The 23,849-nt window shown below is 39.9% G+C and carries 20 protein-coding genes; 16 read left to right on the top strand and 4 right to left on the bottom strand.

Features of this window, described 5'->3' with window-relative positions; all coding sequences use genetic code 11:
- Positions 1–492 precede the first annotated feature (492 nt).
- The 10 genes from uvrA to H541_RS0107885 all read left to right on the top strand — a co-directional run bounded on the left by uvrA (position 493) and on the right by H541_RS0107885 (position 12,730).
- Complete coding sequence (uvrA, locus tag H541_RS0107840; protein WP_022796772.1) at positions 493–3,309, top strand: excinuclease ABC subunit UvrA; 2,817 nt, start codon at positions 493–495, stop codon at positions 3,307–3,309.
- Positions 3,310–3,410: 101 nt separating this feature from the next.
- On the top strand, positions 3,411–5,075 hold the full coding sequence (locus H541_RS12005; protein ID WP_022796773.1) for a DUF4097 family beta strand repeat-containing protein: 1,665 nt from the start codon (positions 3,411–3,413) through the stop codon (positions 5,073–5,075).
- Positions 5,076–5,209: 134 nt separating this feature from the next.
- The gene (locus tag H541_RS0107850; RefSeq protein ID WP_022796774.1) at positions 5,210–5,488 is read left to right on the top strand and encodes a PspC domain-containing protein; all 279 of its coding nucleotides are present in this window, start codon (positions 5,210–5,212) and stop codon (positions 5,486–5,488) included.
- Positions 5,488–5,835, top strand: coding sequence for a phage holin family protein (locus H541_RS12010; RefSeq protein ID WP_022796775.1), 348 nt, complete (start codon positions 5,488–5,490; stop codon positions 5,833–5,835). Before H541_RS0107850 ends, H541_RS12010 begins: the two co-directional genes overlap by 1 nt.
- 148 nt (positions 5,836–5,983) lie before the next feature.
- On the top strand, positions 5,984–6,997 hold the full coding sequence (hprK, locus tag H541_RS12015; RefSeq protein WP_022796776.1) for an HPr(Ser) kinase/phosphatase: 1,014 nt from the start codon (positions 5,984–5,986) through the stop codon (positions 6,995–6,997).
- Between the two features lie 13 nt (positions 6,998–7,010).
- Positions 7,011–7,850 carry a prolipoprotein diacylglyceryl transferase gene (gene lgt, locus H541_RS0107865; protein WP_022796777.1) on the top strand — a complete coding sequence of 280 codons (840 nt, stop codon included), beginning with the start codon at positions 7,011–7,013 and terminating at the stop codon, positions 7,848–7,850.
- A gap of 39 nt (positions 7,851–7,889) precedes the next feature.
- Positions 7,890–8,909: an NAD(P)H-dependent glycerol-3-phosphate dehydrogenase gene (locus H541_RS0107870; protein WP_022796778.1), complete on the top strand. Its 1,020-nt coding sequence runs from the start codon at positions 7,890–7,892 to the stop codon at positions 8,907–8,909.
- Positions 8,910–8,921: 12 nt separating this feature from the next.
- Positions 8,922–9,839, top strand: coding sequence for a UTP--glucose-1-phosphate uridylyltransferase GalU (gene galU, locus H541_RS0107875; protein WP_022796779.1), 918 nt, complete (start codon positions 8,922–8,924; stop codon positions 9,837–9,839).
- A gap of 117 nt (positions 9,840–9,956) precedes the next feature.
- Complete coding sequence (gene trxB / locus H541_RS0107880) at positions 9,957–10,886, top strand: thioredoxin-disulfide reductase (RefSeq protein WP_022796780.1); 930 nt, start codon at positions 9,957–9,959, stop codon at positions 10,884–10,886.
- 125 nt (positions 10,887–11,011) lie between these two features.
- A complete protein-coding gene (locus H541_RS0107885; protein WP_022796781.1) occupies positions 11,012–12,730 on the top strand; it encodes a phospho-sugar mutase in 1,719 nt (572 codons plus the stop codon).
- 193 nt (positions 12,731–12,923) lie between these two features.
- On the opposite strand, the gene H541_RS0107890 is transcribed toward H541_RS0107885, so the two are convergent.
- The 4 genes from H541_RS0107890 to H541_RS0107905 form a co-directional block, all read right to left on the bottom strand.
- A complete protein-coding gene (locus H541_RS0107890) occupies positions 12,924–14,960 on the bottom strand; it encodes an ABC transporter permease (RefSeq protein WP_022796782.1) in 2,037 nt (678 codons plus the stop codon).
- Entirely contained in the window at positions 14,950–15,717 is a 768-nt protein-coding gene (locus tag H541_RS0107895; protein ID WP_022796783.1) for an ABC transporter ATP-binding protein, read from the bottom strand. Before H541_RS0107895 ends, H541_RS0107890 begins: the two co-directional genes overlap by 11 nt.
- Before the next feature lie 253 nt (positions 15,718–15,970).
- A complete protein-coding gene (locus H541_RS12020) occupies positions 15,971–16,915 on the bottom strand; it encodes a sensor histidine kinase (protein ID WP_022796784.1) in 945 nt (314 codons plus the stop codon).
- The gene (locus tag H541_RS0107905) at positions 16,912–17,592 is read right to left on the bottom strand and encodes a response regulator transcription factor (protein ID WP_022796785.1); all 681 of its coding nucleotides are present in this window, start codon (positions 17,590–17,592) and stop codon (positions 16,912–16,914) included. The genes H541_RS12020 and H541_RS0107905 overlap by 4 nt, the downstream gene beginning before the upstream one ends.
- Positions 17,593–17,886: 294 nt before the next feature.
- Between H541_RS0107905 and rapZ the strand changes: the two genes are divergently transcribed.
- From rapZ to H541_RS0107935, 6 genes are all read left to right on the top strand, one after another.
- Positions 17,887–18,780: an RNase adapter RapZ gene (gene rapZ, locus H541_RS0107910; RefSeq protein WP_022796786.1), complete on the top strand. Its 894-nt coding sequence runs from the start codon at positions 17,887–17,889 to the stop codon at positions 18,778–18,780.
- Entirely contained in the window at positions 18,770–19,765 is a 996-nt protein-coding gene (locus H541_RS0107915) for a gluconeogenesis factor YvcK family protein (protein WP_022796787.1), read from the top strand. Before rapZ ends, H541_RS0107915 begins: the two co-directional genes overlap by 11 nt.
- A 45-nt stretch (positions 19,766–19,810) precedes the next feature.
- Positions 19,811–20,791 (top strand): DNA-binding protein WhiA, encoded by a 981-nt coding sequence (gene whiA / locus H541_RS12025; RefSeq protein ID WP_022796788.1) that lies wholly within the window; start codon positions 19,811–19,813, stop codon positions 20,789–20,791.
- A gap of 185 nt (positions 20,792–20,976) precedes the next feature.
- Positions 20,977–21,336 carry a single-stranded DNA-binding protein gene (locus tag H541_RS0107925; protein WP_022796789.1) on the top strand — a complete coding sequence of 120 codons (360 nt, stop codon included), beginning with the start codon at positions 20,977–20,979 and terminating at the stop codon, positions 21,334–21,336.
- Between the two features lie 304 nt (positions 21,337–21,640).
- Positions 21,641–22,339: a response regulator transcription factor gene (locus H541_RS0107930; protein ID WP_022796790.1), complete on the top strand. Its 699-nt coding sequence runs from the start codon at positions 21,641–21,643 to the stop codon at positions 22,337–22,339.
- Positions 22,340–22,351: 12 nt separating this feature from the next.
- On the top strand, positions 22,352–23,764 hold the full coding sequence (locus H541_RS0107935; RefSeq protein ID WP_022796791.1) for a sensor histidine kinase: 1,413 nt from the start codon (positions 22,352–22,354) through the stop codon (positions 23,762–23,764).
- The last annotated feature ends 85 nt before the right edge of the window (positions 23,765–23,849 follow it).

The raw sequence follows: 23,849 nt of genomic DNA on the forward strand, positions 1-23,849 counted from the left end.
TAGCCATCCGAAAATAGGAACTTAAATTTTCGAGATGGATTGACTTATTACCGAAAAAGCTGGTTCAGGAACACCGTTTAAGGATAGAGGTTGTTACTCAAGCGTTCAGCTTTTAGTAATAATGAAAGCTATCTATAAAACCTAGTCTCATGTATAATGTTTTTAAATATGAAAAGGAGTTGTGATTTTTTCACAACTCCTTTTTTCTATCTTAATTTTAAGACTAGACAAATCAGAAATCTTTCATTCGCTAATCACTAATAGTACAATGAATGACGTTATCGATGAGAAATATTGTCTATGTAATGTTATATATGTACTGTAATGTCATATATGTATTGTAATATCATATATGTACTCTAATGTTATCCATAATGTTATCTATGTGGTATGGTGTTATAAATGGAAAGAAACACCTGATATAGACAGTCGCCAATTTGGAAAAGTATGCTATAATTAAGCGAACATATATTCGTGTCAAAGGAGTTTAGTATGGCAAAAGATAAAATCATAGTTCATGGTGCAAGGTCACACAATTTAAAGAATATTGATGTCACAATACCACGTGATAGTTTGACGGTCGTCACTGGGTTGTCCGGCTCAGGGAAGAGTTCGCTAGCCTTTGATACGCTTTATGCGGAAGGGCAACGGCGATATGTTGAAAGCTTGTCAACGTATGCTAGGCAATTTTTAGGTCAAATGGATAAACCAGATGTCGACAGTATTGATGGGTTAAGTCCTGCCATTGCTATCGATCAAAAAACAACCAGCAACAATCCACGATCTACAGTAGGGACTGTTACAGAAATCAATGACTTTTTGAGGCTGCTTTATGCCAGAGTGGGTGTTCCAATTTGCCCAAATGATGGGACTCCAATTGAAAGTCAAACAGTTGAACAGATGGTCGATAAGGTACTAGCATTACCAGAACGAAGTCGGATTCAATTATTAGCCCCAATCATCCGTAAAAAACGAGGGCAACACAAACAATTATTTGAAAAAATAAAGAAAAAGGGCTATATCCGGGTCATGGTCGATGATGAACCATATGATGTCTCAGAAGTACCTGAGTTAGAAAAAAACAAAAAGCACGATATTTCGATCATCGTGGATAGAATAGTTGTCAAAGACGGGGTCAGGAGTCGCCTTTTTGATTCTATTGAAACAGCTTTGAGGGAAGCTGACGGTTATGCCATCGCAAATGTTCTGGATGGCGAAGATATTATCTTCAGTGAGCACTATGCTTGTCCGATTTGTGGTTTTTCAATCGGTGAAATTGAACCACGCTTGTTCTCCTTCAATGCACCATTTGGATCATGTCCGACTTGTGATGGCCTAGGCCGCAAACTGAATGTCGATATTGATCTAGTCGTTCCTGATCCGACGTTATCGATTAATGAAGGAGTTTTCGCGCCTTGGCAACCAATCAGCAGTCAGTTTTATCCGACCATGTTAGCAGCTTTTGCAAAGAACGCTAAAATCGACCCAGATAAGCCCTTTAATAAATTGACGCAAAAGCAACAAGATATGTTGTTAAATGGTAGCGATATGACGTTTAAATTTAGCTATACGAATGGTTTCGGTAAGGAGTCCGTTAGGGATATTCAGTTTGAGGGTGTCGCAACCAATGTCAATCGTCGCTATCTAGAAACTAATAGCGAGTACACTCGTAAAGTAATGCGCCAGTATATGACCGAATCGGTTTGTCCGACTTGTCATGGGTATCGATTGAATCGAGAAGCCTTAAGCGTCAAGGTTGGTGGGCAACATATTGGCGAAGTGTCTGATTTATCAATAGGAGATTCTTTGAAATGGATCGATGGTCTAGATTTTAGTGAACAATCGGAGAAAATCGCAAAACCAATCATTAAAGAAATCCATGACCGTCTGTCTTTCTTGATTAATGTCGGACTGGATTATTTGACCCTCAGTCGTGTAGCTGGTTCATTATCGGGTGGAGAAGCACAACGGATACGCTTAGCGACCCAAATTGGGTCTAACCTTAGTGGTGTTCTCTATATATTGGATGAACCCTCTATTGGTTTACACCAAAGAGATAATGATCGCTTGATTACATCCTTAAAAATGATGAGGGATTTAGGAAACACATTGGTTGTCGTTGAGCATGACGAGGATACCATGCGACAAGCAGATTATCTGATTGATGTTGGCCCTGGTGCTGGCGAGAGCGGTGGACATATCGTTGCAGTTGGGAGCCCTGCCGAAGTAGCGGCAAATCCTAAATCTCTGACAGGAGCTTATTTGTCTGGCAGAAAGAAAATTGCTGTTCCAAGTAAGCGGCGAACAGCAAATGGAGGAGCTATTACCTTAAAAGGTGCTCGAGCGAACAATTTAAAAAATGTCAAGGTTTCTTTTCCATTAGAGAAGTTTATCTGTGTGACAGGTGTTTCAGGTTCGGGGAAAAGTTCACTGGTCAATCTTGTTCTGAAACGAGCTCTAGCTAAAGAAATCAATCGCTCTACTGTAAAACCTGGTCCTTATGATGAGTTAAAAGGCTATGAAAGCCTCGATAAAATCATCGACATCGATCAATCTCCAATTGGACGGACGCCAAGGAGTAATCCTGCTACCTATACCAGTGTGTTTGATGATATCAGAGGGTTATTCGCAAGTACAAATGAAGCAAAACTCAGAGGATACCAAAAAGGACGCTTTAGTTTTAATGTTAAAGGCGGTCGTTGCGAGGCCTGTCGTGGCGACGGAATCTTAAAAATTGAAATGCATTTCTTACCAGATATATATGTACCTTGTGATGTCTGTCATGGTAATCGCTATAATTCTGAAACGTTAGAAGTAACCTATAAAGGACGGAACATCGCAGAAGTTTTAGATATGACGGTGGAAGAGGCTGTAGACTTCTTTTCTTCGATTCCGAAGATTAAACGCAAGTTACAGACCATCGTCGATGTTGGTTTAGGCTACGTCAAATTAGGCCAATCAGCAACGACCTTATCTGGTGGTGAAGCGCAACGGATGAAATTAGCGAGTGAGTTACAACGTATCGCGACGGGTAATACAATCTATGTCTTGGATGAACCGACTACAGGACTACACGCCGAAGACATCAAGCGGTTATTGAGTGTCTTACAACGGTTGGTAGACGCCGGAAATACAGTGATCGTGATCGAACATAATTTGGATGTCATCAAATCAGCAGATTATATTATCGATATTGGTCCTGAGGGTGGTGCTAAGGGTGGCACAATTGTTGCGACAGGAACACCTGAAGAAATTGCGGAATCAGCTGAAAGCTATACAGGTCACTATTTGAAACCATTACTTACTTAGATGTAGTGAAGATACATCTCTAGGACCATGTATTGAGACCTTCTTTTTTGCATAATAGGACTATAGGAAAAACCAAAGGCGCAGATAAAGGAGCGATTGATATGGTTGATAAAGAGAGAGTAATGAAACTCGTTAAAGAAGGCATCATCACTAAAGAAGATGCTATAACCCTATTAGAAGAAGAAAGCACAGAACAAAAAATTAAAGCAGATACAGGTGTAACAATCTCTGAAGATTCAGATAATTCGGAAGGTTCAGACAGCGATATTTTAGAAAAAGTACTAAATAAAATTTCGAGCTATTCTGTCAAGGTAGATGCGACCGATCAAAAAATCAAGAAAAGTCGTGAAAAGCTAGCACGTAAAGTAGCTAAGCTCGAAAAGTTAGCAGCTAATGAAGATCTCACTGGTGAAGACTTGGCGAAGATCAGTGCATTAGAGGATAAAATTGAAAGTCTCAAAGAGGAGATTGAAGTTTTAACTGCTGAACGAGATGAAGCGAAAGAACATGTTGAGGACGTCGAAAAGGGTCAGTTTGAAGAGGCTATTAATAAGGTCAAAGAGAAAGTCAAAAAGACTGATGGTCAAAAAATCAAAAATGACGTCGTTGGAGCCGTCAATGATGTGCTTCCGGAAGCCTCAGCAACGGTTCAAAAATATGCGAACCGCTTAGTCGATTTCGTTAACCAAGAATTTGGACAACGATTCAATTCCTCAAAACCAAGAAAAACGACTGAGAGTGATGTCTTCCATACGGTGACTAAGACATATGATGCAGATGTAGATGCCAGTGTATTAGATGTTAAGATTGCAACAGGTGACTTGACGATCAATCCAAGTGATGACGGAACATACAAAGTAGTCGTATTGTATCGTCCTTTAAGACAATTTACACAATCAGAACTTGAAGAAAAAATCATAACGGACGCAACGGTAGTTTTAGATGAGGAACAAACACGATTCCACTTTTCAAACGCATATATCGCTGCAGAAGTAACTGTTTATGTACCAGAGATTAACTTTGACTATGTATCACTGAAAGTCATCACAGGTAATATCAAAGCTGAGCACTTGAAGGGGCAAGACTTCTTACTCAAGGTAAAACAAGGTGATATTAAAGCGAAAGACCTTCATGGTACGATGTTAGAAGTTGACCATAGTATTGGAAATACTGGGATTTTTTCCTCTTCTTATCGTGATGCCGTGATTAAAAATGGCACTGGTAACGCAAAAATAGATGGCGATATCTCAGGATTGATCTTGAAAACAAAAACTGGGAACGCTAAATTCAGACTTGGAAAGTCATTAAAATCTTTGACTGTGAAGACGATGACCGGAAATATCTTGTGGGTTGATGCTGATTTTCCAGCAGTCAATTTCAAGGCGACTACAAAAGTCGGTAAAATCTCTCACCCATTCATTGGTGATGGTGAGGCGGTCGATGTGACCGAAAACGAAACAACAGCTACAGGCTCTAAAGTGGCCTTGGTGACGATAAACGCTGAAACGGAACCAATTACTGCTTCATTAGAATCCCAATTTGGTAATATCAAGGTTGAATCAATCGACAAAACGACAGATGAACCTGTAGATAAACCAAACGCTGGTGAAACTAGTGATCCACTCGTTGATCCAACAAGCAATCATCTCCCTGAGAAAACTGACCAAGGATTTGTGGCTCCAGAAAAGGAAAAGAACAAGGCCGACTTAACTGTCGTTAGTGATGATAAAGATGACAATGAGTCTTCCGATAGTAAAGAAGATTAATTAGATTAGTAAGATTAATAAGATTAATAAGTTCAATAAGATCAGTAAGATTGACTAGATCAGTCAGGTCGATTAGACCAAAACTATCAAGTTAAAACCAGCACGTTAAAGTACCGTTCAAGGGAGGGTATATTATGAGTAAGAAAAGATTAACAAAATCAAGTACAAACCAAGTAATATCAGGTGTTATCGGTGGATTCGCCGAGTATTTCAATGTTGATGCGACGCTTTTACGAGTTTTGTTCGTCGTCTTTGGTTTGGCAGGAGGATCATCAATTTGGTTATATATCATTTTGGCGATTATCATGCCTGAAGATGATCGCCGTGGCAAGTCTAAACGGAAGAAAGCCAAAAAAGCTGATGACTACGAAGACAAGTCAGACGATGTCGATGATGAGTGGAGTGACTTTTAATGGGGTTCTTTCAAAAAATAGCGGTCAATGCGCTAGGTTTTGTGATATTGTCATGGCTATTGCAACCCTATTTTATGGTGGCCTCGATACCTACGGCAGTATTTGCTAGTTTTCTTTTAGCATTGATGAATGTGACCGTAAAACCGTTACTCCATATCTTTGCTTTACCACTGACAATCATCACGTTTGGAATCTTTAGTTTCGTGATTAATGCCATTGTGTTGACTATTGTCAGTAGTTTGATGGGGCCACAATTTTCATTCTCATCATTTTGGGCAGCGTTTATCGTAAGTATTTTATTAACGATGATCCAACAGTTTGCAGAAAGACTATTTTATGGTAAATAGATGCCAAGAAGGTGTTGCCTTGAATTCGTTCAATCCGCAACTATCAGTTATGAAAGAGTTGAGTTGATTTCTCAGCTCTTTTTTGATTTTTATAGCATTTCAAGTGTGTTAAAATAAGAATGATCAATGACTAAAATGGAGGTAAGTTATGGCCGATTTTGTAACGGTTCAACAACTTGTCGATAATGGTGGACTAACTGTGTACCAAGGGGAAGACTACCTAAATCGGCATATCACAACAAGTGAGATTGCACGTCCTGGTTTAGCATTAACGGGATTTTTCAAATTTTATCCTCATGACCGAATCCAATTGTTTGGGAAAACGGAATGGACTTACTTGAGGGGTATCACTGTGGCAGAGCGTCAGAATATATATGACCATATGGCACAAGAGGATACGCCATGTTTTATTGTAGCTCGTAATCTTGATATCGATGATGAAATAATTGCAGCAGCCGAAAAAGCGCATATTCCAATTTTGCGGAGTAGTCATCGGACGACACGTGTGTTAGGGAATATGACTAACTTTTTGGAAAGCCAATTGGCACAACGGTTATCACGGCATGGTGTGTTAGTAGATGTTTTTGGGATTGGTGTGCTGATCACTGGTGAAAGTGGTGTCGGAAAATCCGAAACAGCGCTTGAACTTGTGCAAAAGGGACACCAATTAGTGGCGGATGACCGCGTAGAATTATATCAAAAAGATGAAGTAAGCATCGTGGGAGAGCCACCCGCTATTTTGGCTCATCTCATGGAAATTAGAGGCATCGGAATCGTAGACGTCATGACGTTATTTGGTGCCGGAGCTATCAGGGAAAACAAGCAAATTGACTTGTTGATTCATTTAGAGAATTGGAATAAAGATAAGAATTATGATCGTTTGGGCGGACAGGCGGAAGTTGAACGTATTTTTGATATTGATATCAAAAAACTGACGATTCCTGTCAAACCTGGTCGAAATATTGCCATCATTATCGAAGTGGCGGCAATGAATTTCCGATCGAACCTGTTGGGATACGATTCTTCAGTAACGTTCAATAATAATTTGACGAAACTGATTGAAACCAATACGGAATCTGATCGACTATCTGAAGAGAAAGCCACTAAACAGGCTGATAAACAATCTGATAAACAATCCGAACCACAGTCTAAAAAATCATAATGGAGGCTAAGATATGTTAGGAGTTATTAATCCAATTGCCTTCAGAATTTTTGGGTGGCCAGTCCATTGGTACGGTATCATCATCGCAATAGCGATACTGGTTGCTGTTCAGATGTGTGATGTTGAGGCAAAAAATAAGGGGTATAGAGACGACTTTATAGTGAACTTGGTATACTGGGTCATTCCCTTTGGCTTTATTGGGGCACGCTTTTACTATGTCCTTTTTGAATTACCATACTACCTACAGCATCCGACTGAAATAATAGCAATCTGGCAAGGAGGAATCGCTATTTATGGTGGTCTAATAGCTGGTGCACTTGTTTTTGGGCTATATTGCCGGCATCATAATGCTTCGATGCTCGTCTTGTTAGATATTGCAGCTCCGGCTGTGTTGTTGGCACAAGCAATTGGTCGTTGGGGTAATTTTATTAATCAAGAGGCTCATGGTGGAGAGACGACACGTGCGTTTTTGGAAAGTCTACACTTGCCACAATTTATTATCCAACAAATGAACATTGATGGTGTGTACTATCACCCCACTTTTCTATATGAATCATTATGGAGCTTGCTAGGAGTTATACTCTTATTGATAGCTCGGTATTCCAGTATGAAACTAAGGGTCGGCGACCAAATCTCATTTTACTTGATTTGGTATGGCTTCGGTCGTTTCTTTGTTGAAGGGCTTAGGACAGATAGTCTGTATTTCTTCTCTACCGGCTTAAGAGTTTCGCAAATTGTATCACTTGTTATCCTTTTTGTAGGTATCATCAGCTTTATATACAGATACAAGAAAAAGAATACATACATTTACTATCAAACAGTTGATAATCCATATAATATAGCGATATTATAAAGAGGGTCATCACTACTATACTATTATAGGAGGAAGCAAATGCCTAAGAAAATAGCGGTATTGGGGGCTGGCTCCTGGGGGACTGCATTGGCAAAAGTCTTGGACGAAAACGGCCATGAAGTCGTGCTTTGGGGTAATAAACCTGAGCAAGTCGAAGAAATCAACCAGTTGCACACCAACCACCATTATTTAGGAGATACGCTACTACCAGAGACACTCTCAGCAACAACTGATCTAAAAGAAACTTTAGATCGGGCTGATTTTGTGTTGTTTGTTTTACCAACTAAAGCTATACGTCCTGTTGCAAAAGCTGTTGCACCGTTACTAACAAGTGACCCAATCATCATTCATGCTAGTAAGGGGCTAGAGTTACAGACACATGAACGGATATCGGTTGTTTTGGAGGAGGAATTAAAGCCTTCATCATATAAAGCCATCGTTGTTTTGAGTGGCCCGAGTCATGCGGAAGAAGTAGCTGTCAAAGATTTAACCACAATCACAGCTGCTAGCTCAAATCTAGGGGCGGCAAAAGAGGTTCAACACTTATTGATGAACGACTATTTCCGTATCTATACTAATCCGGATGTCATCGGTGTAGAGATTGGAGCAGCTGCAAAAAACGTTATTGCGGTTGCAGCAGGTGTTTTGGCCGGTCTCAAATATGGCGATAATGCCAAAGCTGCATTGATTACCAGAGGTTTATCTGAAATCAATGACTTTGGTTGTGCATTGGGTGCTGATCCGCTGACCTTTATTGGACTCAGTGGCGTTGGCGATTTGATTGTGACTTGTACGAGTCATCACTCTAGAAATTGGCGTGCTGGTTACGCTATAGGTCAGGGGGAACCTCTTGACCAAGTCTTAAAAAATATGGGGATGGTCGTTGAAGGAGTATCGACTACTAAGGCAGTTTACGAATTATCCAAAGAAGTCGGTGTAGAAATGCCCATCACTAACGCTTTATATCACGTCCTTTATGAAGGAGGAGATATTAAGGCGGGTATTGCAAAATTGATGAATCGTGATCCAAAATCAGAGCAAACATTAAAAGAAGGATAGGTGTAAATAAAAATGGCAAAAGTAAGAAAAGCAGTGATCCCAGCAGCAGGTTTAGGAACAAGATTTTTACCAGCAACAAAAGCGATGGCAAAAGAAATGCTTCCTATCGTGGACAAACCAACAATCCAATTTATCGTTGAAGAGGCATTGAAATCGGGTATAGAAGATATTTTAATCGTTACTGGGAAATCAAAGAGACCAATCGAAGACCATTTTGATTCAAATATTGAACTAGAATCAAACTTGAAGGAAAAAGGAAAAACCGGGTTATTAAAACTGGTTGAAGATACAACTAATATTGGTATCAATCTTTTCTTCGTTCGTCAATCTTATCCTAAGGGATTGGGAGACGCTGTTTTACATGCAAAAGCTTTTGTTGGCAATGAACCTTTCGTGGTAATGCTTGGTGATGATTTGATGGATTCGCCAGTACCATTGACAAAACAATTGATCAATGGTCATGAAAAAACACATGCCTCCAATATCGCAGTTATGGAGGTGCCTCAAGAAGAAACGTCTAAGTATGGCATTATTGATCCTGAATCACATGTTGGAGACAATATGTATAGCGTTAAAAAGTTTGTTGAAAAGCCTGATCCAAAAGAGGCACCAAGCAATTTAGCCATCATTGGGCGCTACTTATTAACACCAGAAATTTTTGTATTACTAGAAAAACAAGAACCAGGTGCTGGTGGTGAAATCCAATTAACAGATGCTATCGACAAATTGAACCAAACACAACGTGTCTTTGCGACAGAGTTCAAAGGACAACGGTACGATGTTGGCGATAAATTTGGCTATATGAAGACAAGCATCCAATATGGATTAACCCATCCAGAAGTAAAAGATAGGTTAAGAGATTACATCAAAGAATTAGCCGGCGATTTGACTGCTCAAGATAAAAAAACTGAACCAAAGAGCAAAAAATAGTGACCTGTTTAGTGACCTGTTGAAGTAAAAGTCATTCTGCAAGCTAAAAATGACGTTTTCTGGTAGTATAGACTACTACTAAAGAGTGTTAGAGAGTGAAAGGAAGTTGAGAATCGAATGACTGTAACAGATTATGATGTCATTATTATTGGATCTGGTCCCGGAGGTATGACTGCTGCACTTTATGCCTCGCGCGCCAACTTGAAAACCTTGATTTTGGAAAAGGGTGTTCCAGGTGGAGAATTGCTCAATACAGCTGAGGTAGAAAACTATCCAGGTTTTGCGAGCATCGACGGGCCGGACTTGGCTGAAAAGATGTATGAAGGTGCCATGCAATTTGGCGCCGAACATCAATTCGGTGAGGTAAAAACAGTAATTGACCATGGCGACTATAAAGAAGTCAAAACACGGAAAAAAGATTTCACGACAAAGGTAGTCATCATTGCAACAGGATCTGTCCATCGTAAATTAGGAATCCCTGGCGAAGAAGAATATGCAGGTCGCGGTGTTTCCTACTGTGCTGTATGTGACGGGGCATTCTTTAAAGGTCAACCAATTGTCGTAATTGGTGGAGGAGATTCTGCCGTTGAAGAAGGAACTTATTTGACGCAGTTTGGAGAGTCTGTCAAAATTGTCCATCGTCGTGATGAATTAAGAGCCCAAAAAATCTTACAAGACAGAGCTTTTAGAAATGAAAAGATTGATTTCGTTTGGGATACGATACCACTTGAAGTGTTGGGTGATGGTCAAAAAGTGACTGGAATTCGCCTGAAACATAAAAAAACGGGAGAAGAATCAGTAGTCGATACTGCTGCCGTTTTCATTTATGTGGGATTATTGCCAGTTACTGAACCGTTTAAAGAACTAGGTATTACTGATGATGAAGGCTGGATTATTACGGATGATACCATGGCAACTAAAATCCCTGGTATATTTGCTGTGGGTGATGTTCGCCAAAAAACACTAAGACAAATTGCAACAGCAGTAGGTGATGGAGGCCAAGCTGGTCAAGAAGCCTATAATTATATTGAAGCATTAGCAGACTAGTGATTAGTTTGATTGTTACTTAGTTTGATTGTTGGTTGGTTTGGATGAAGAGTGGGTTGTTTAAAGAAGTAGTAAGAAGTAGTAATAAGTAGTAAGAAATGAATCATGAGAAAGTGGGGATAGAGATGGTATGGCAAGAAAGTGTCAAAGTTTGGGAAAGTAAATTGCCCGCAGATTCAGACCTTTCAGCAGAGTTGGTAACGCTGAAAGAGAATGAAAAAAACTTAGCAGAAGCTTTTAGTAGTCCTTTGAGCTTCGGTACAGCTGGTATGCGTGGTGTGATGGGACCTGGTATTAACAGAATGAATGTTTATACAGTCCGTCAGGCTACTGCTGGATTAGCTACTTTGATCGTTGGACGAGGCGAAGCCGCTAAACAACGAGGCGTCGTGATTTCATATGATTCTAGGCACCATTCACGAGAATTTGCATTAGAATCTGCCAAGGTGTTAGTAGCACAAGGAATCAAAGCTTATGTCTTTAGTAGTTTGAGACCAACTCCTGAGTTAAGCTTTGCGGTTAGAGAATTAAAAACAGAAGCAGGTATCATGATCACTGCGAGTCATAACCCACCAATGTACAATGGGTATAAGTGTTATGGGGCAGATGGTGGTCAATTACCACCTGAAGCAGCAGATATCGTAACGGAAGCAGCTCGCAAGGTCGATTTGTTTGATGTGCCAGTTGTGGAAGATGCAACACTTGCTGAAAGCTCTCTATTCCGATTTATCGATGACGAGATTGATTCAGCCTACTTAGATAAACTAAAAACAGTCACCGTGAATAAAGACGTGATCAAAGAACACCACGATATCAAAATCGTATATACGCCCCTTCATGGGACTGGACAATACTTGATGGAAAAAGTCTTTGCCAATGCAGGATTTACTGGTGTTCATTATGTTGCTAGTCAAAAAGATCCAGATGGTGATTTTACAACTGTTAAATCACCAAACCCAGAAGATGCACCAGCTTTTGTAGAAGCTGAAAAGGTTGGGACTGAAGTCAATGCAGATGTTTTGATTGCTACTGATCCTGATGCTGACCGTATGGGTGTGGCGATTCGTAAACCAGATGGGGCTTACCAATTACTAACAGGAAACCAAATCGGTGCTATTTTGTTAGACTATTTGTTACGTGCTAAAAAAGAACAACATGACTTGCCAGCAAATGGTGCAGTAGTCAAATCAGTCGTATCAAGCGAATTAGCAACAGCAGTTGCGGAATCGTACGGTGTAGAAATGTTCAATGTCTTAACTGGATTTAAATTTATTGCAGAAAAAATCCATCAATTTGAAACAGAACATGACCATGAGTTTCTATTTGGTTATGAAGAGAGTTATGGCTTCTTGATCAAACCATTTGTGAGAGATAAAGATGCGTTACAAGCTAGTTTACTCTTAGCTGAAGTAGCCGCAGGTCAAAAAGCAAAGGGTAAGACATTAGCTGATGCTCTTGATAATCTATATGATCGTTTTGGGGTGCATTTAGAAAAAACCATTGCGAAGACATTCCCAGGTAGTGAAGGTCTTGTCAAAATGAAAGAATTGATGGCTAGCTTCCATGAAGCACCACTGACTGAAATTAACGGGGTTGAAGTTGAAAGTGTTAGTGACATCTTACATTCTGTTAGCATAGAGAAATCTGGTAAAACGACACCACTATCGTTACCAAAATCAGATGTCTTGAAATATCACCTTGCAAACGGTGATTGGGTTGCATTAAGGCCTAGTGGCACTGAGCCTAAAATGAAGCTCTATATTGGTGTCACAGCTGATACCAAAGAAAAAGCAACTGAGAAACTGCAAGCTTATGAAGCTTCTCTTAGCGAGCTATTCAATTAATTGTAGCACCTTGCTTGAAGCTCTAGACAGAGAATCATGTATGAAATCAGTGCTGTAGCCAATAGAATTATCATGTAACACTAAAGAACCTTTATCTGGAAAGGCAGTTGCCTTAACTGATAAAGGTTCTTTAATTATGGTATGAAAGACTATTCGTTAACTGTCAGCATTGGCGTAAGTCGCCGAATTTTTATTAATTAGTTGCTCGTGTCACCAGTTTGGTATATTGATGGGATGTGAGCCAATAGACGACCATATAAATTAAGAAGAAAGTGCCAATGGTACCCATGATACTCAGTTGTAGAATTGTGACATCGGTTACCATCAACAGTTGTGATATTTTATGAAGCATCGGGTAAGCAAAGGCTGTATGGATCATTGCAGTCACAACTGGCAAGAAGAACATGAGTAATACTTGTAAGCGAACACTTGTCTTGATATCCTTATCGTTGATTCCGACTTTTTGTAGGATAGAGAAGTTTGCACGATCTTCGTAGCCTTCGCTGATTTGTTTGTAGTAGATCACTAGAATTAGGCAACTCGTAAAGATGATACTGAGCAAGATTCCAATGAAGAATATCCCGCCGTTGAAGCTTAGGTATTGTCTAGATGAGTCGTACTTGCTGGAAATGACGACGTCATCACCATGTATCTTCGTAGCTTTTTCATAGAGTTCAATTTGCTTATCTTCTGGTAGATTACTATTAAAACCAGTGTAGAATTGATTATCTACCATCCGATTTGGTAGCTTCTTAAAGAAGGCATCGGTATTATTGACGACTATGGCGACAGAATATTGACTGATGCTGGCTGTTTCATCCGGAATTAAGGTCATTGGATCTTTACGGACGGCTGTGGTTGTAAAGCTTTGGTCATCGATTGTAAGATTACCAACATTTTCAGCTTGATCTTGTCCATTGACCCAGTAGCCTATTTGGTCATCATTTAACTGAATCGATTGATGGTAAAGATTATTGTATGTTTCTTGGTCGAGCACGTAAGTGACCGAAAATGGCTTATGATAGATTTCTTGGAGGTCATCTTCTGCTGAGTAGAATGATAATTGTGTTAAGGCATTACTTGGTTTGTTGCTCTCTTGGGTCATGACTGTATTATAATGGGCCTCAATTTTATCAGTTGGCTCAAAGTCATAAGTCGAGAGTAGTTTTTCTTGAAAGGAACGGCTACCATCTGGCGGTGCAATTGCGGTGACTGTTTCGCCGTTCTCGTCTGTACTGGCAAGTGCCGAAGGTTGAATCAAGAAATCAGTAGGGTATAGTTTTTCCATATAACTTCCTGTCCCAAAGTAGAGTGATATGACCATCGACATTGTGATGATTGTCATCGTACTCAAAATACAGATGCTGGCTAGACCAGCAGCATTCTTCTTCATTCGAAAAAGAAGGTTGCTGATGGCTATCATCGATTGAGGACGATAGTAAAAGTTTTTATGACGTTTCGCCCTAGTTAAGAAGGCTATCGTCCCACTAGTAAAGAGACAGTAGGTAGCTAAGATAACGAGCAAGACGGCTATAAAAAAGGTCATAACGGCTGTAATTGGATCTTTGATGGTAACAGCAATGTAGTAACCAACGCTAATGCTAATTAAACCAATTACTAAAATGATCCAAGAGAACTTCGGCCGTTTTTCACCCGCTTGCGATTCGTTCAGTAGGGTCAGCGGTTTGGTCTTAGCGAGTGAGACTAAGTTAAAGAGCCAAAGAACAAAGAAGAACCCTAAGAAAATAACTGCTGTGATAATGACAGGTAGAAACGAAAAATGACTGGAGAGTTGTGGTTGTAATCCGACTATTGCAAGCAACGAACTGTAGAAGAGTTGTTGTAGCAAAGCACCGATTCCTGTTGATAAGATTGCAATAGTGATATAGACCATTGTCAGTTCGTTAAATGTCATCAGTAGTAAGTGATGGTTTTCAAGTCCTAAGACACGATAGAGTCCGATTTCCTTTTGACGATTTTTCATAATAATACTATCGCCGTAAAGTAAAATAATGAGAGAAATGATACCAACAACAATGATGCCTAGACTTAATGTTGTTGCGATCGTTTCGCCACCCCGCAATGAGGTAATATCTTTATTAGTGACTAAGGTCAAAAAGAGATAGAAGCTCACATATAAAAGGCTACTGATCAGTAGAAATGGTAAATAGAACAATTTATTTTGAATGAGATTCCTATAGGCAAGTTTAAAAGTCAGTTTAGAGAACATGTGCCGCGCCTCCTGCCATCACAGAAAGCGTTTGAGTTATCTTTTGATAAAAGACAGGTTGCTTGTCGTCTCCTTGGTATAATTGGTGGTAGATCGCACCGTCTTTAATGAAGAGGACACGATTAGCATAGCTAGCCGCTTCTGTACTGTGAGTGACCATTACGATTGTTTGTCCATTCTTATGGAGGTCGCTAAACAGTTGAAGCAACGTCATAGACGACTTAGAATCTAAGGCACCAGTTGGTTCGTCTGCTAAAATCAGTGATGGGTTTGTGATCAACGATCGTGCAACTGCGACACGTTGTTGTTGCCCACCAGAAATTTCGTAAGGGTATTGCTTTAGGAAATTTGCTATCCCCAATTTTTGAGCACTGATGCGGACATGTTTCAAAATCTCGTTCGCCGGTCTCTTGGCTAGAACAAGAGGTAAAGCAATATTATCTTCAACTGTCAAAGTTGGTAATAAATTGAACTGTTGGAAGACAAATCCGAGTTGTTCTCTTCTAAATCGGGTTCTTTCTTTTGGCTTAATAGCTTCAATATCTTGCCCGTCTAAGTAAACATGTCCTGTTGTAGGACGGTCGAGGGTTGCGAGAATATTCAAGAGGGTACTTTTACCAGAACCCGATTCTCCCATGATGGCGACATACTCACCTTTTTCCACTTCAAAATTGATATCTTTCAGTGCCGTAACTTTCTGGGTTCCTAAACGAGATTGATAGGTTTTTGCTAAGTGTTCTACTGTCAATAATGACATCATAATCATCCTTTCGTTTTTATCAGCTTTAGGATCGATAGGGATAGCTTAGGTCTTATAAAAGGCTAAGCCAACGATCATAACCACTGTTACGTTACTTCTATTAACTATGCTTCTATTATAAGAAGACCGAAAACGACTTACCTTAACTTAAGGTGTCATTTTCGGCAGATAAACTTACATTTTTGTCACATTGGACATGACCTGTTTTAGCATAAAACTACTCACAACTCTACTCACAACCCTGTCGTAATCATTTTAGAGTGAGAGCCACTGTGGTTCCTGATCCGATGGTTGATGAGATGCTGAGATGATGTTCTAATTGTTGGCAGATTTCAAAACAGAGATAGAGTCCTAGTCCAGAAGCCTTATCCTTTTCACGGGTTGAATACCCACGTTCAAAGATTCGTGGGAGATCGGCTGCTGAGATACCAATACCCGTATCAGATAAGAGAAGTTGATTATTGGACCATGAAATCGTTATTTTGCCATTTTTAGGCGTATATTTAGTGGCGTTGCTCAAAAGTTGATCAATCACAAATTGTAACCATTTTCGGTCACTAACAACTTGCTGATGACTAGGTTCAAATACGAGTGTCAATTGTTTTTTAGAAAAGAAGGTGCGATACCGTTTCAGTGCTTGGCGAATAATACTGTCTAATTCAATCACTTCAAAGTGGAGGTCATGGTTAAAGGACAAAGTCCTTTGGTAGGTCAAAATGAATTGCGTGTAATCCTCTATCCGAATCAGTTCGTTCATAATGGAACGTTTAACCGAGTCATTTGGAAGATCATCCAATAGAAGCTGGATGGCTGCGATTGGGGTCTTGATCTGATGGATCCAATTAGTATAGTAGAGTTCTTCTTCTTGTCTGATATCTTGATGTTCTTCTTCATTTTTTTCAGTCTCATTATAGAGTTGGCGATATTGTGTGAGAAGAAATCGTTCGCTGGTGGTGAGAGTTAAGTCATCAGTCACTATGTGCTTGTCTTCTTCATAAAAATGAGTGATCAGTTTGTGTTGACGACGGTGTTCTATTAAAGCAACACCTCCTAACAAAATCAGGAAAAATACGGATCCAAGTAATAATACATATCCGATAGCATTTGTTTGAAAGTTGTAGAAGTAAACTAACGTGAAGACTGATAAAGCAACAGTAACCCAACAGATTAGAGTGGTAACGATCATTTTAGTCATAGTGATCCCAGGCCGTAGCCTATTCCTTTCTTGGTTCTGATCAAACCACTAAGGCCAATGCTACTGAGTTTTTTCCGGAGCCTTCCGACGTTGACGGTTAGTGTATTGTCATCGATGAAGTAATCACTGTCCCATAGAGCCTCCATTAATGATTCGCGTGATACCAGGTGACCAGGGTCCAAAAATAGTGTTTTCAGAATACAAAAATCATTTTTAGTTAATACGAGTTCTTTTTGTTGGTAAGAAAGTGTCATATCCAGTAGATTGAGAATCACAGAACCATAGACTAATTCATTGGTCTGTTCAGGTGCTAGATCATAACTTCTCCGCATGACAGCTTGAATCTTGGCAATCAAAACTGCCATCTTGAAAGGCTTTGTTATGTAGTCGTCTGCGCCAAGATTGACTGCCATTACAATGTCTTTGGCTTCAGATTGCGAGGATAAGAAAATAATGGGGACTGTGGATTTCTTTCGAATTTCTTGACACCAATAGTAGCCATCGTAAAAAGGAAGCTTGATATCGATCAGGACTAAATCTGGCTTAAAGGCGACAAGACTTGGCATGATATCTGTAAAGACTGTTGGACTGCCAACGGTGTAATCCCACTTCTGTAGACCCTTGATGATACTATGCAAGATGCTGTCATCGTCTTCTATCACAAAAACACGTGTCATAATCCGTTACCCCTTTTTCTCAGAAGAGCCTATCTTATCAGAAAGAGTGCTCTTAATGCTACAGTCTGTTAGCTGATGGTAAACTGTCTGTTGTCGGTTTAAGTCTAGCAAAACCCGCAATTAATGTCACTAGGGTAAACTGTCTATAAACACATCCGCCATAAGACCTACAAACTACCTTGGTATGCTATAATGGGTCTGATATAGTGTTCTGGAAAAAAGAAAGTAACTTATGAAGCTTAGGCGATGTCCCGTGATGTCCCGTAAGAAAGAGTGAGAAAGAGTGATGATCAAATGGTAGAAACATTAGAATTAGTAGTGATCACCGGTATGAGCGGTGCGGGCAAGACCGTCGCAATGCAAAGTTTTGAGGACATGGGGTATTTTTGTGTTGATAATATGCCACCGTCCTTACTACCTAAATTTTGGGAATTGATCAAGGAATCAGGGAAGGTCACTAAGATCTGTCTGGTCATTGACCTTCGTTCTCGGGCGTTCTTCGATGAGATTTTGTCGGTGATCCCTAATCTAGATAATACATCCTTTGTCACAACTAAAATATTATTCTTAGAAGCCAGCAATGATAAACTCGTTTCTCGTTATAAAGAAACGCGTCGTAGCCATCCACTATCCAAGGGTGGCGGTTTGATGAGTGGTATTACGGCAGAGCGTGAAGCCTTGAAAGAAATCAAATCAAGAGCTCAAAAAATCATTGATACAACTGAAATGACGCCCCGTGAATTACGGCAAGAGATTATGACGGAATATAATCGCGATGAAGAGGAATTGTTTACGGTTAATGTCATGTCTTTCGGTTTCAAATATGGTTTACCAATTGACGCCGATATCGTAATGGATGTGCGTTTTTTGCCAAATCCTTACTATATTGATGCACTGCGCCCTAAAACAGGGTTAGACCAAGATGTCTATGACTATGTGATGAAGCAGCCTGAAACAGAGCAGTTCTATCGTAAATTTATCCAACTACTTTGGGTTTGTTTACCAGGCTACAAAAAAGAAGGAAAATCTGGTGTCGTTATTGCGATAGGCTGTACTGGTGGTAAACACCGTTCAATCGCATTGACTGAGAGGATCGGACATGAGTTGATGGATAATGGCTATCGTGTCAAGATCACTCACAGAGATCATGAAAGACGTTTGAAGGAGGCCGCATTACGTGGAGAATAATCACTTGAGGAAACGCCCGAAAGTCACCGTTATTGGTGGGGGAACAGGTATACCTGTCATATTGAAACAGCTGAAGCAAGTCGCAGATGTCACGGCCATTGTCACGGTCGCTGACGATGGCGGCAGTAGCGGCATCATTAGGGACTACATCAATGTTGTGCCTCCTGGTGATATCAGGAATTGCCTGACGGCTTTATCTGAACTCGATCATTTAATGAAGGATATCTTCCAGTATCGTTTTGATTCAGAAGACCAATTCTTTGCAGGGCACGCCATCGGTAATTTGATTATTGCAGCATTGACCGAAATGAAGGGCAATATCTTTGAAGCCGTGTTGCTGTTGAACAAGATGATGAAAATAAATGGCCACGTCTTCCCGGCCGCAGATGATCCGTTGACACTGTTTGCTGAATTCAAGGATGGTTCAATCGGCGAGGGCGAATCGAAAATCGCTACTTTCCACAAACCCATCAAACGAGTGTGGGTGAAAGACCGTCAAAATAATAGTGACCCTGTTGCCAATGATGATGTGATTAAAGCCATTATGGCATCCGATATGGTCGTTTTAGGACCAGGAAGTTTATATACGTCGATCTTGCCTAACTTGATGATTTCAAATCTTGGAAAGGCAGTCTGTGAAACATCAGCTGAAGTCGTGTATATTTGTAATATCATGACCCAATGGGGAGAAACAGAACATTTTACAGATGCAGACCATGTGAGAGTCTTGCACAAACATTTGGGGCAAAAATTCATTGATACCGTGCTGGTCAATACTGAAACAGTACCAGATGCCTATATTAATCCTGTTGAAAATGGTGAATACCTCTATCAAGTCACCTATGAGTTTGAGGGATTAAGACAAGAAGGTTGTCGCGTTATTTCTGCTGACTTCTTAGATATCAATAATGGTGGGGTTTACCACGACGGGCAAAAAGTCATTGATGAATTGATGCGGATTATCCAAAGTGCTAAGAACAAATAAGAACACACAAGATAAGCAGGAATGTGATAAAAAGGGGTGAAATCAATGTCGTTTGCATCTGAAACAAAAGTTGAATTGACACATTTAGAAGTCCATCCAGCTCATGCTAAGGCTGAGTTAGCAGCAATCATCCGTATGAACGGTGCAATCAGTTTGTATCAAGGACAGATGATACTGAACATCCAAACAGAGAATGCAGCGATTGCAAGACGGATCTATACCTTATTACGGGATGTTTATCGGGTAGATAGTAAATTACTGGTCAGACGCAAGATGAAGTTAAAAAAGAATAACGTGTATATCGTTCGAATTACCAAAAGAGCACAGGAAATTTTGAATGATCTTTCCATCATGGATAACATGAGTATCAACCCACACATTCCCAAACGACTGATTGATGATAAGGAGCTTCGTCGTTCTTATCTTAGAGGGGCTTTTTTAGCAACGGGTTCGATCAACAATCCTGAGAGCAGTCGCTATCACTTAGAAATCTATTCCAATTATGAAGAACATAATGAAGATCTCGAAAAGATCCTCAATAACAATCATTTTGCAGCCAAGAGTATCGAACGGCGTAGTGGCTACATCGTCTACATCAAAGAAGCAGAAAAAATCGCAGATTTCTTAGCTTTTATAGGCGCAACGAGTGCTAGACTCAAGTTTGAGAATATCCGTATCGTTAGAGATCTGAGGAATTCGGCTAATCGTTTGGTTAACTGTGAAATGGCGAACCTCAATAAAATAGCTAAAGCTGCTGCTAAGCAAATCCAAAATATCCAATATATCGACCAAGAAGTTGGGATTGATTCAATGCCAGAAAAGTTGGCTGATATGGCTAGAGCAAGAGTAGAGCGGCCCGATGTGAGTTTGAGCGAACTAGGACAGTATGTTAGTGATGGCCCTATTTCGAAATCTGGTGTCAATCATCGTCTTAGAAAGATAAACGAGTTTGCTGAGAAACTCCAATCGAAAGCAATCGAAAAGAAGAGTAGCTCTGACTTTAACAAAAATGCGAAAAATGGGTAGATAAATAGATCAGTAGACGAAAAGATAAATTGATGAATAGTAGTTATTTTTAGGTAGAGTGGTTAATAAATCTCATCAGTTAGGAAACAATTTACATCTCTTAAAGTAGACATACCTATATAAAGAATCACGAGCATAGCGCGTGCTAGTGATTAAGGTATGGAAATTCTTTAGGAGGTAATCAAATGAATCGCTATACAGCAACAGGTAGAGTTGTTCGTCCCGTGAGCACACAAGTGACCCCTCAAGGCACAACAGTGATGAACAATGTGTTGGCAGTCCGCAAAATACGCGGGTCAGAAGAACAAAATGCTGACTTCATTCCGTTTGTAGCATGGGGAAAAACAGCTGAGATGGTAAACCAATACGTCAGAAAAGGACATCAAATAGCAGTTGATGGGAGACTACAATCAAGACATTATCGCAATAAAGATGATCAAGAAGTGTATGTCGTTGAATTAGTCGTTAATACAGTAGATTTACTCGAACCTAAGAAAAAAGAAACATTGCCAGATTCAGGCGACTTGAATGAGTTGTTGGATTAAAATACCAAGCTAAAACAAAGTAAGTCATCATGAAATCGACAAAAGGCTAACCTGAAAAGGTAGTCTTTTTTTGTTTCCTATTAAGGACTTGTTCCAAAGAATAGCATTGGGATAAGTACTCCGTTAAACTAAAGGAGTATTGAAGAGCTACAGTGAATTAACGTTAAATTAGGCTATAGATCCTAAGAAACTAGTTGTGATAAACCAAAGCTTGGAGTACGCTAGTGATAATAAGGCTTGAAGTAGTCGAATGAATGTTAATACTTTTAAGAAGAAACAATATTAGTAGAGGAGCTAAATAGCCATGAACATTTTAATGATTGAAGATAATGAAGCAGTATGCGAAATGATGGGGATGTTTTTTGAGAATGAACATTGGACTGCTTCGTTTATTCATGATGGGCAGGTTGGATATGATGCATTCAAAAAAAATCCTTCAGATTATGATTTGATTTTATTGGATCTGAATCTCCCATCGCTAGACGGCATGCAGATTTGCCGGATGATCCGCGAGATCGATCCTAAAGTACCAATCATCATGTTAACAGCACGAGATTCTGAAAGTGATCAAGTAATTGGACTTGAGATTGGTGCCGATGATTATGTGACTAAACCGTTTAGTCCGTTGACAGTTATTGCAAGGATCAAAGCGCTTGTGCGGCGGCTTACACCGACTGATAGTGGCTCATACGATATTAAAACGACTAATCTATTGATCAACACTAATACACGAGAGGTCCGTTTATATAATAAAGAGATCAAGGATTTGACGCCTAAGGAATTTGAGTTACTGGTCACTTTGGCGCAACATCCAAAGCAAGTTTTCTCGAGGGAACACTTACTAGATACTGTTTGGCGAGAACCTTATTACGGTGAAGAACGAACTATTGATGCCCACATCAAAAAATTAAGGCAAAAGTTAGCTGTTGCTGGTCCCGATGTGATTCAAACGGTTTGGGGTGTTGGTTATAAATTTGATGATAGTACTTTAAAACAAAACTAAGGACTTGAGGGTATGAAACTTTTTTATCAACAATTGGTCGCATTTTTATCAGCCATTATCATCACTATAGTGCTTGGTGGCTGGTTATCTTACCGCTTTTTTACCAATCAAATCTATGATAATTATTCCCAACAACTATTGGGCTATGCGCAGACGATTGTGTCAGATGATATGGACCTGACTGAGATAGAGCAAAGTTTCACCTTACTTCAAGCTAACGGCGTACGGTTTGCTATTTTCTCTGCAGATAATCAATTGATCTATCCTCAGATGTCGGGTAACTTCGTTAGTTCACTCAGTGAAGAGGATATTGCACAGTTGAAGGAGAATCGAGCCATTTCTCTTAGACACCACCCCTTAGAATTTCCAGGTTCTAATGTTCAAATGGTCAATGTTTATTATCCTGTATTTACTGAAGGCACGTTCAATGGTTTCATTATGGTCGGTTCACCTGTCAGTGACTTGAGAAATGAACAACAGGCAATCAGAAATCTCATTTTTTTAGTCTTTTCGATTGTATTGTTATTCGGGGTATTGTTCAGCTATTTGATTGCCCGCTACTTCACTAAACGAATCAGTACGATCCAAAAGGCCACTGAAGAGATAAAGACAGGAAACTATGCTGTTAGGCTACCGACAGATCGGAAAGATGAATTAGGGGAATTGAGCGATAATTTCAATCAAATGACACAGGCTCTCGAGATCTCCAATCAAGAAATCACTAGACAAGAAAGTTTGCGAAACCAATTTATGATGGATGTTGCTCATGAGATGCGAACGCCATTGACGACGATGATTGGATTGATAGAGGGCTTAGAGTATGACATGATCCCGCCAGATAAGCGGGGACGGAGCTTACAACTGATGTCTAGCGAAACGAAGCGGTTGATTAGACTCGTTAATGATAACTTGGATTATGAAAAAATCAGAGCCAATCAGATTACGTTAACTAAAACGAAGATCAATGGAGCCGAACTACTGAACGATCTTCAAATGCTGATGAGCGAAATAGCCGCTGAACGGCAAGATAAAATCAAAGTGACGTTACTGAATCCTAATGAAAAAATCTATGCCGATTATGATCGTCTGAAGCAGATTTTGGTTAACATCATAAAAAACGCCATCCAATTTACGGAGAATGGAACGATAACCCTTACCTTAAGTAGTGAGAATGACTATAGCGTTATAGCAGTTATTGATACCGGAATCGGTATGTCTCAAGAAGTATTAAATAATATTTGGGAGAGGTTCTATAAAATTGATGACTCACGACAAAAAACAAAATACTCCCAATCCGGTATAGGGTTGGCCCTAGTTAAATTACTAGTAACAGCTCATCAGGGAAGAATCGAGGTGACCTCAAAACCAGAACATGGGACACGCGTGACTGTCTATCTTCCTCACGCTAAACCAGTAGAAGATTGAGGAGACGGGGAGCCATAAAGCATAAAAAAAGAGAAAGCATAAAAAAATAGGATTGAGATGATTCTCAATCCTATTTTTGTGTGTT

The sequence above is a fragment of the Bavariicoccus seileri WCC 4188 genome, from assembly GCF_000421665.1.
GTDB classification, from domain to species: Bacteria; Bacillota; Bacilli; order Lactobacillales; family Aerococcaceae; genus Bavariicoccus; species Bavariicoccus seileri.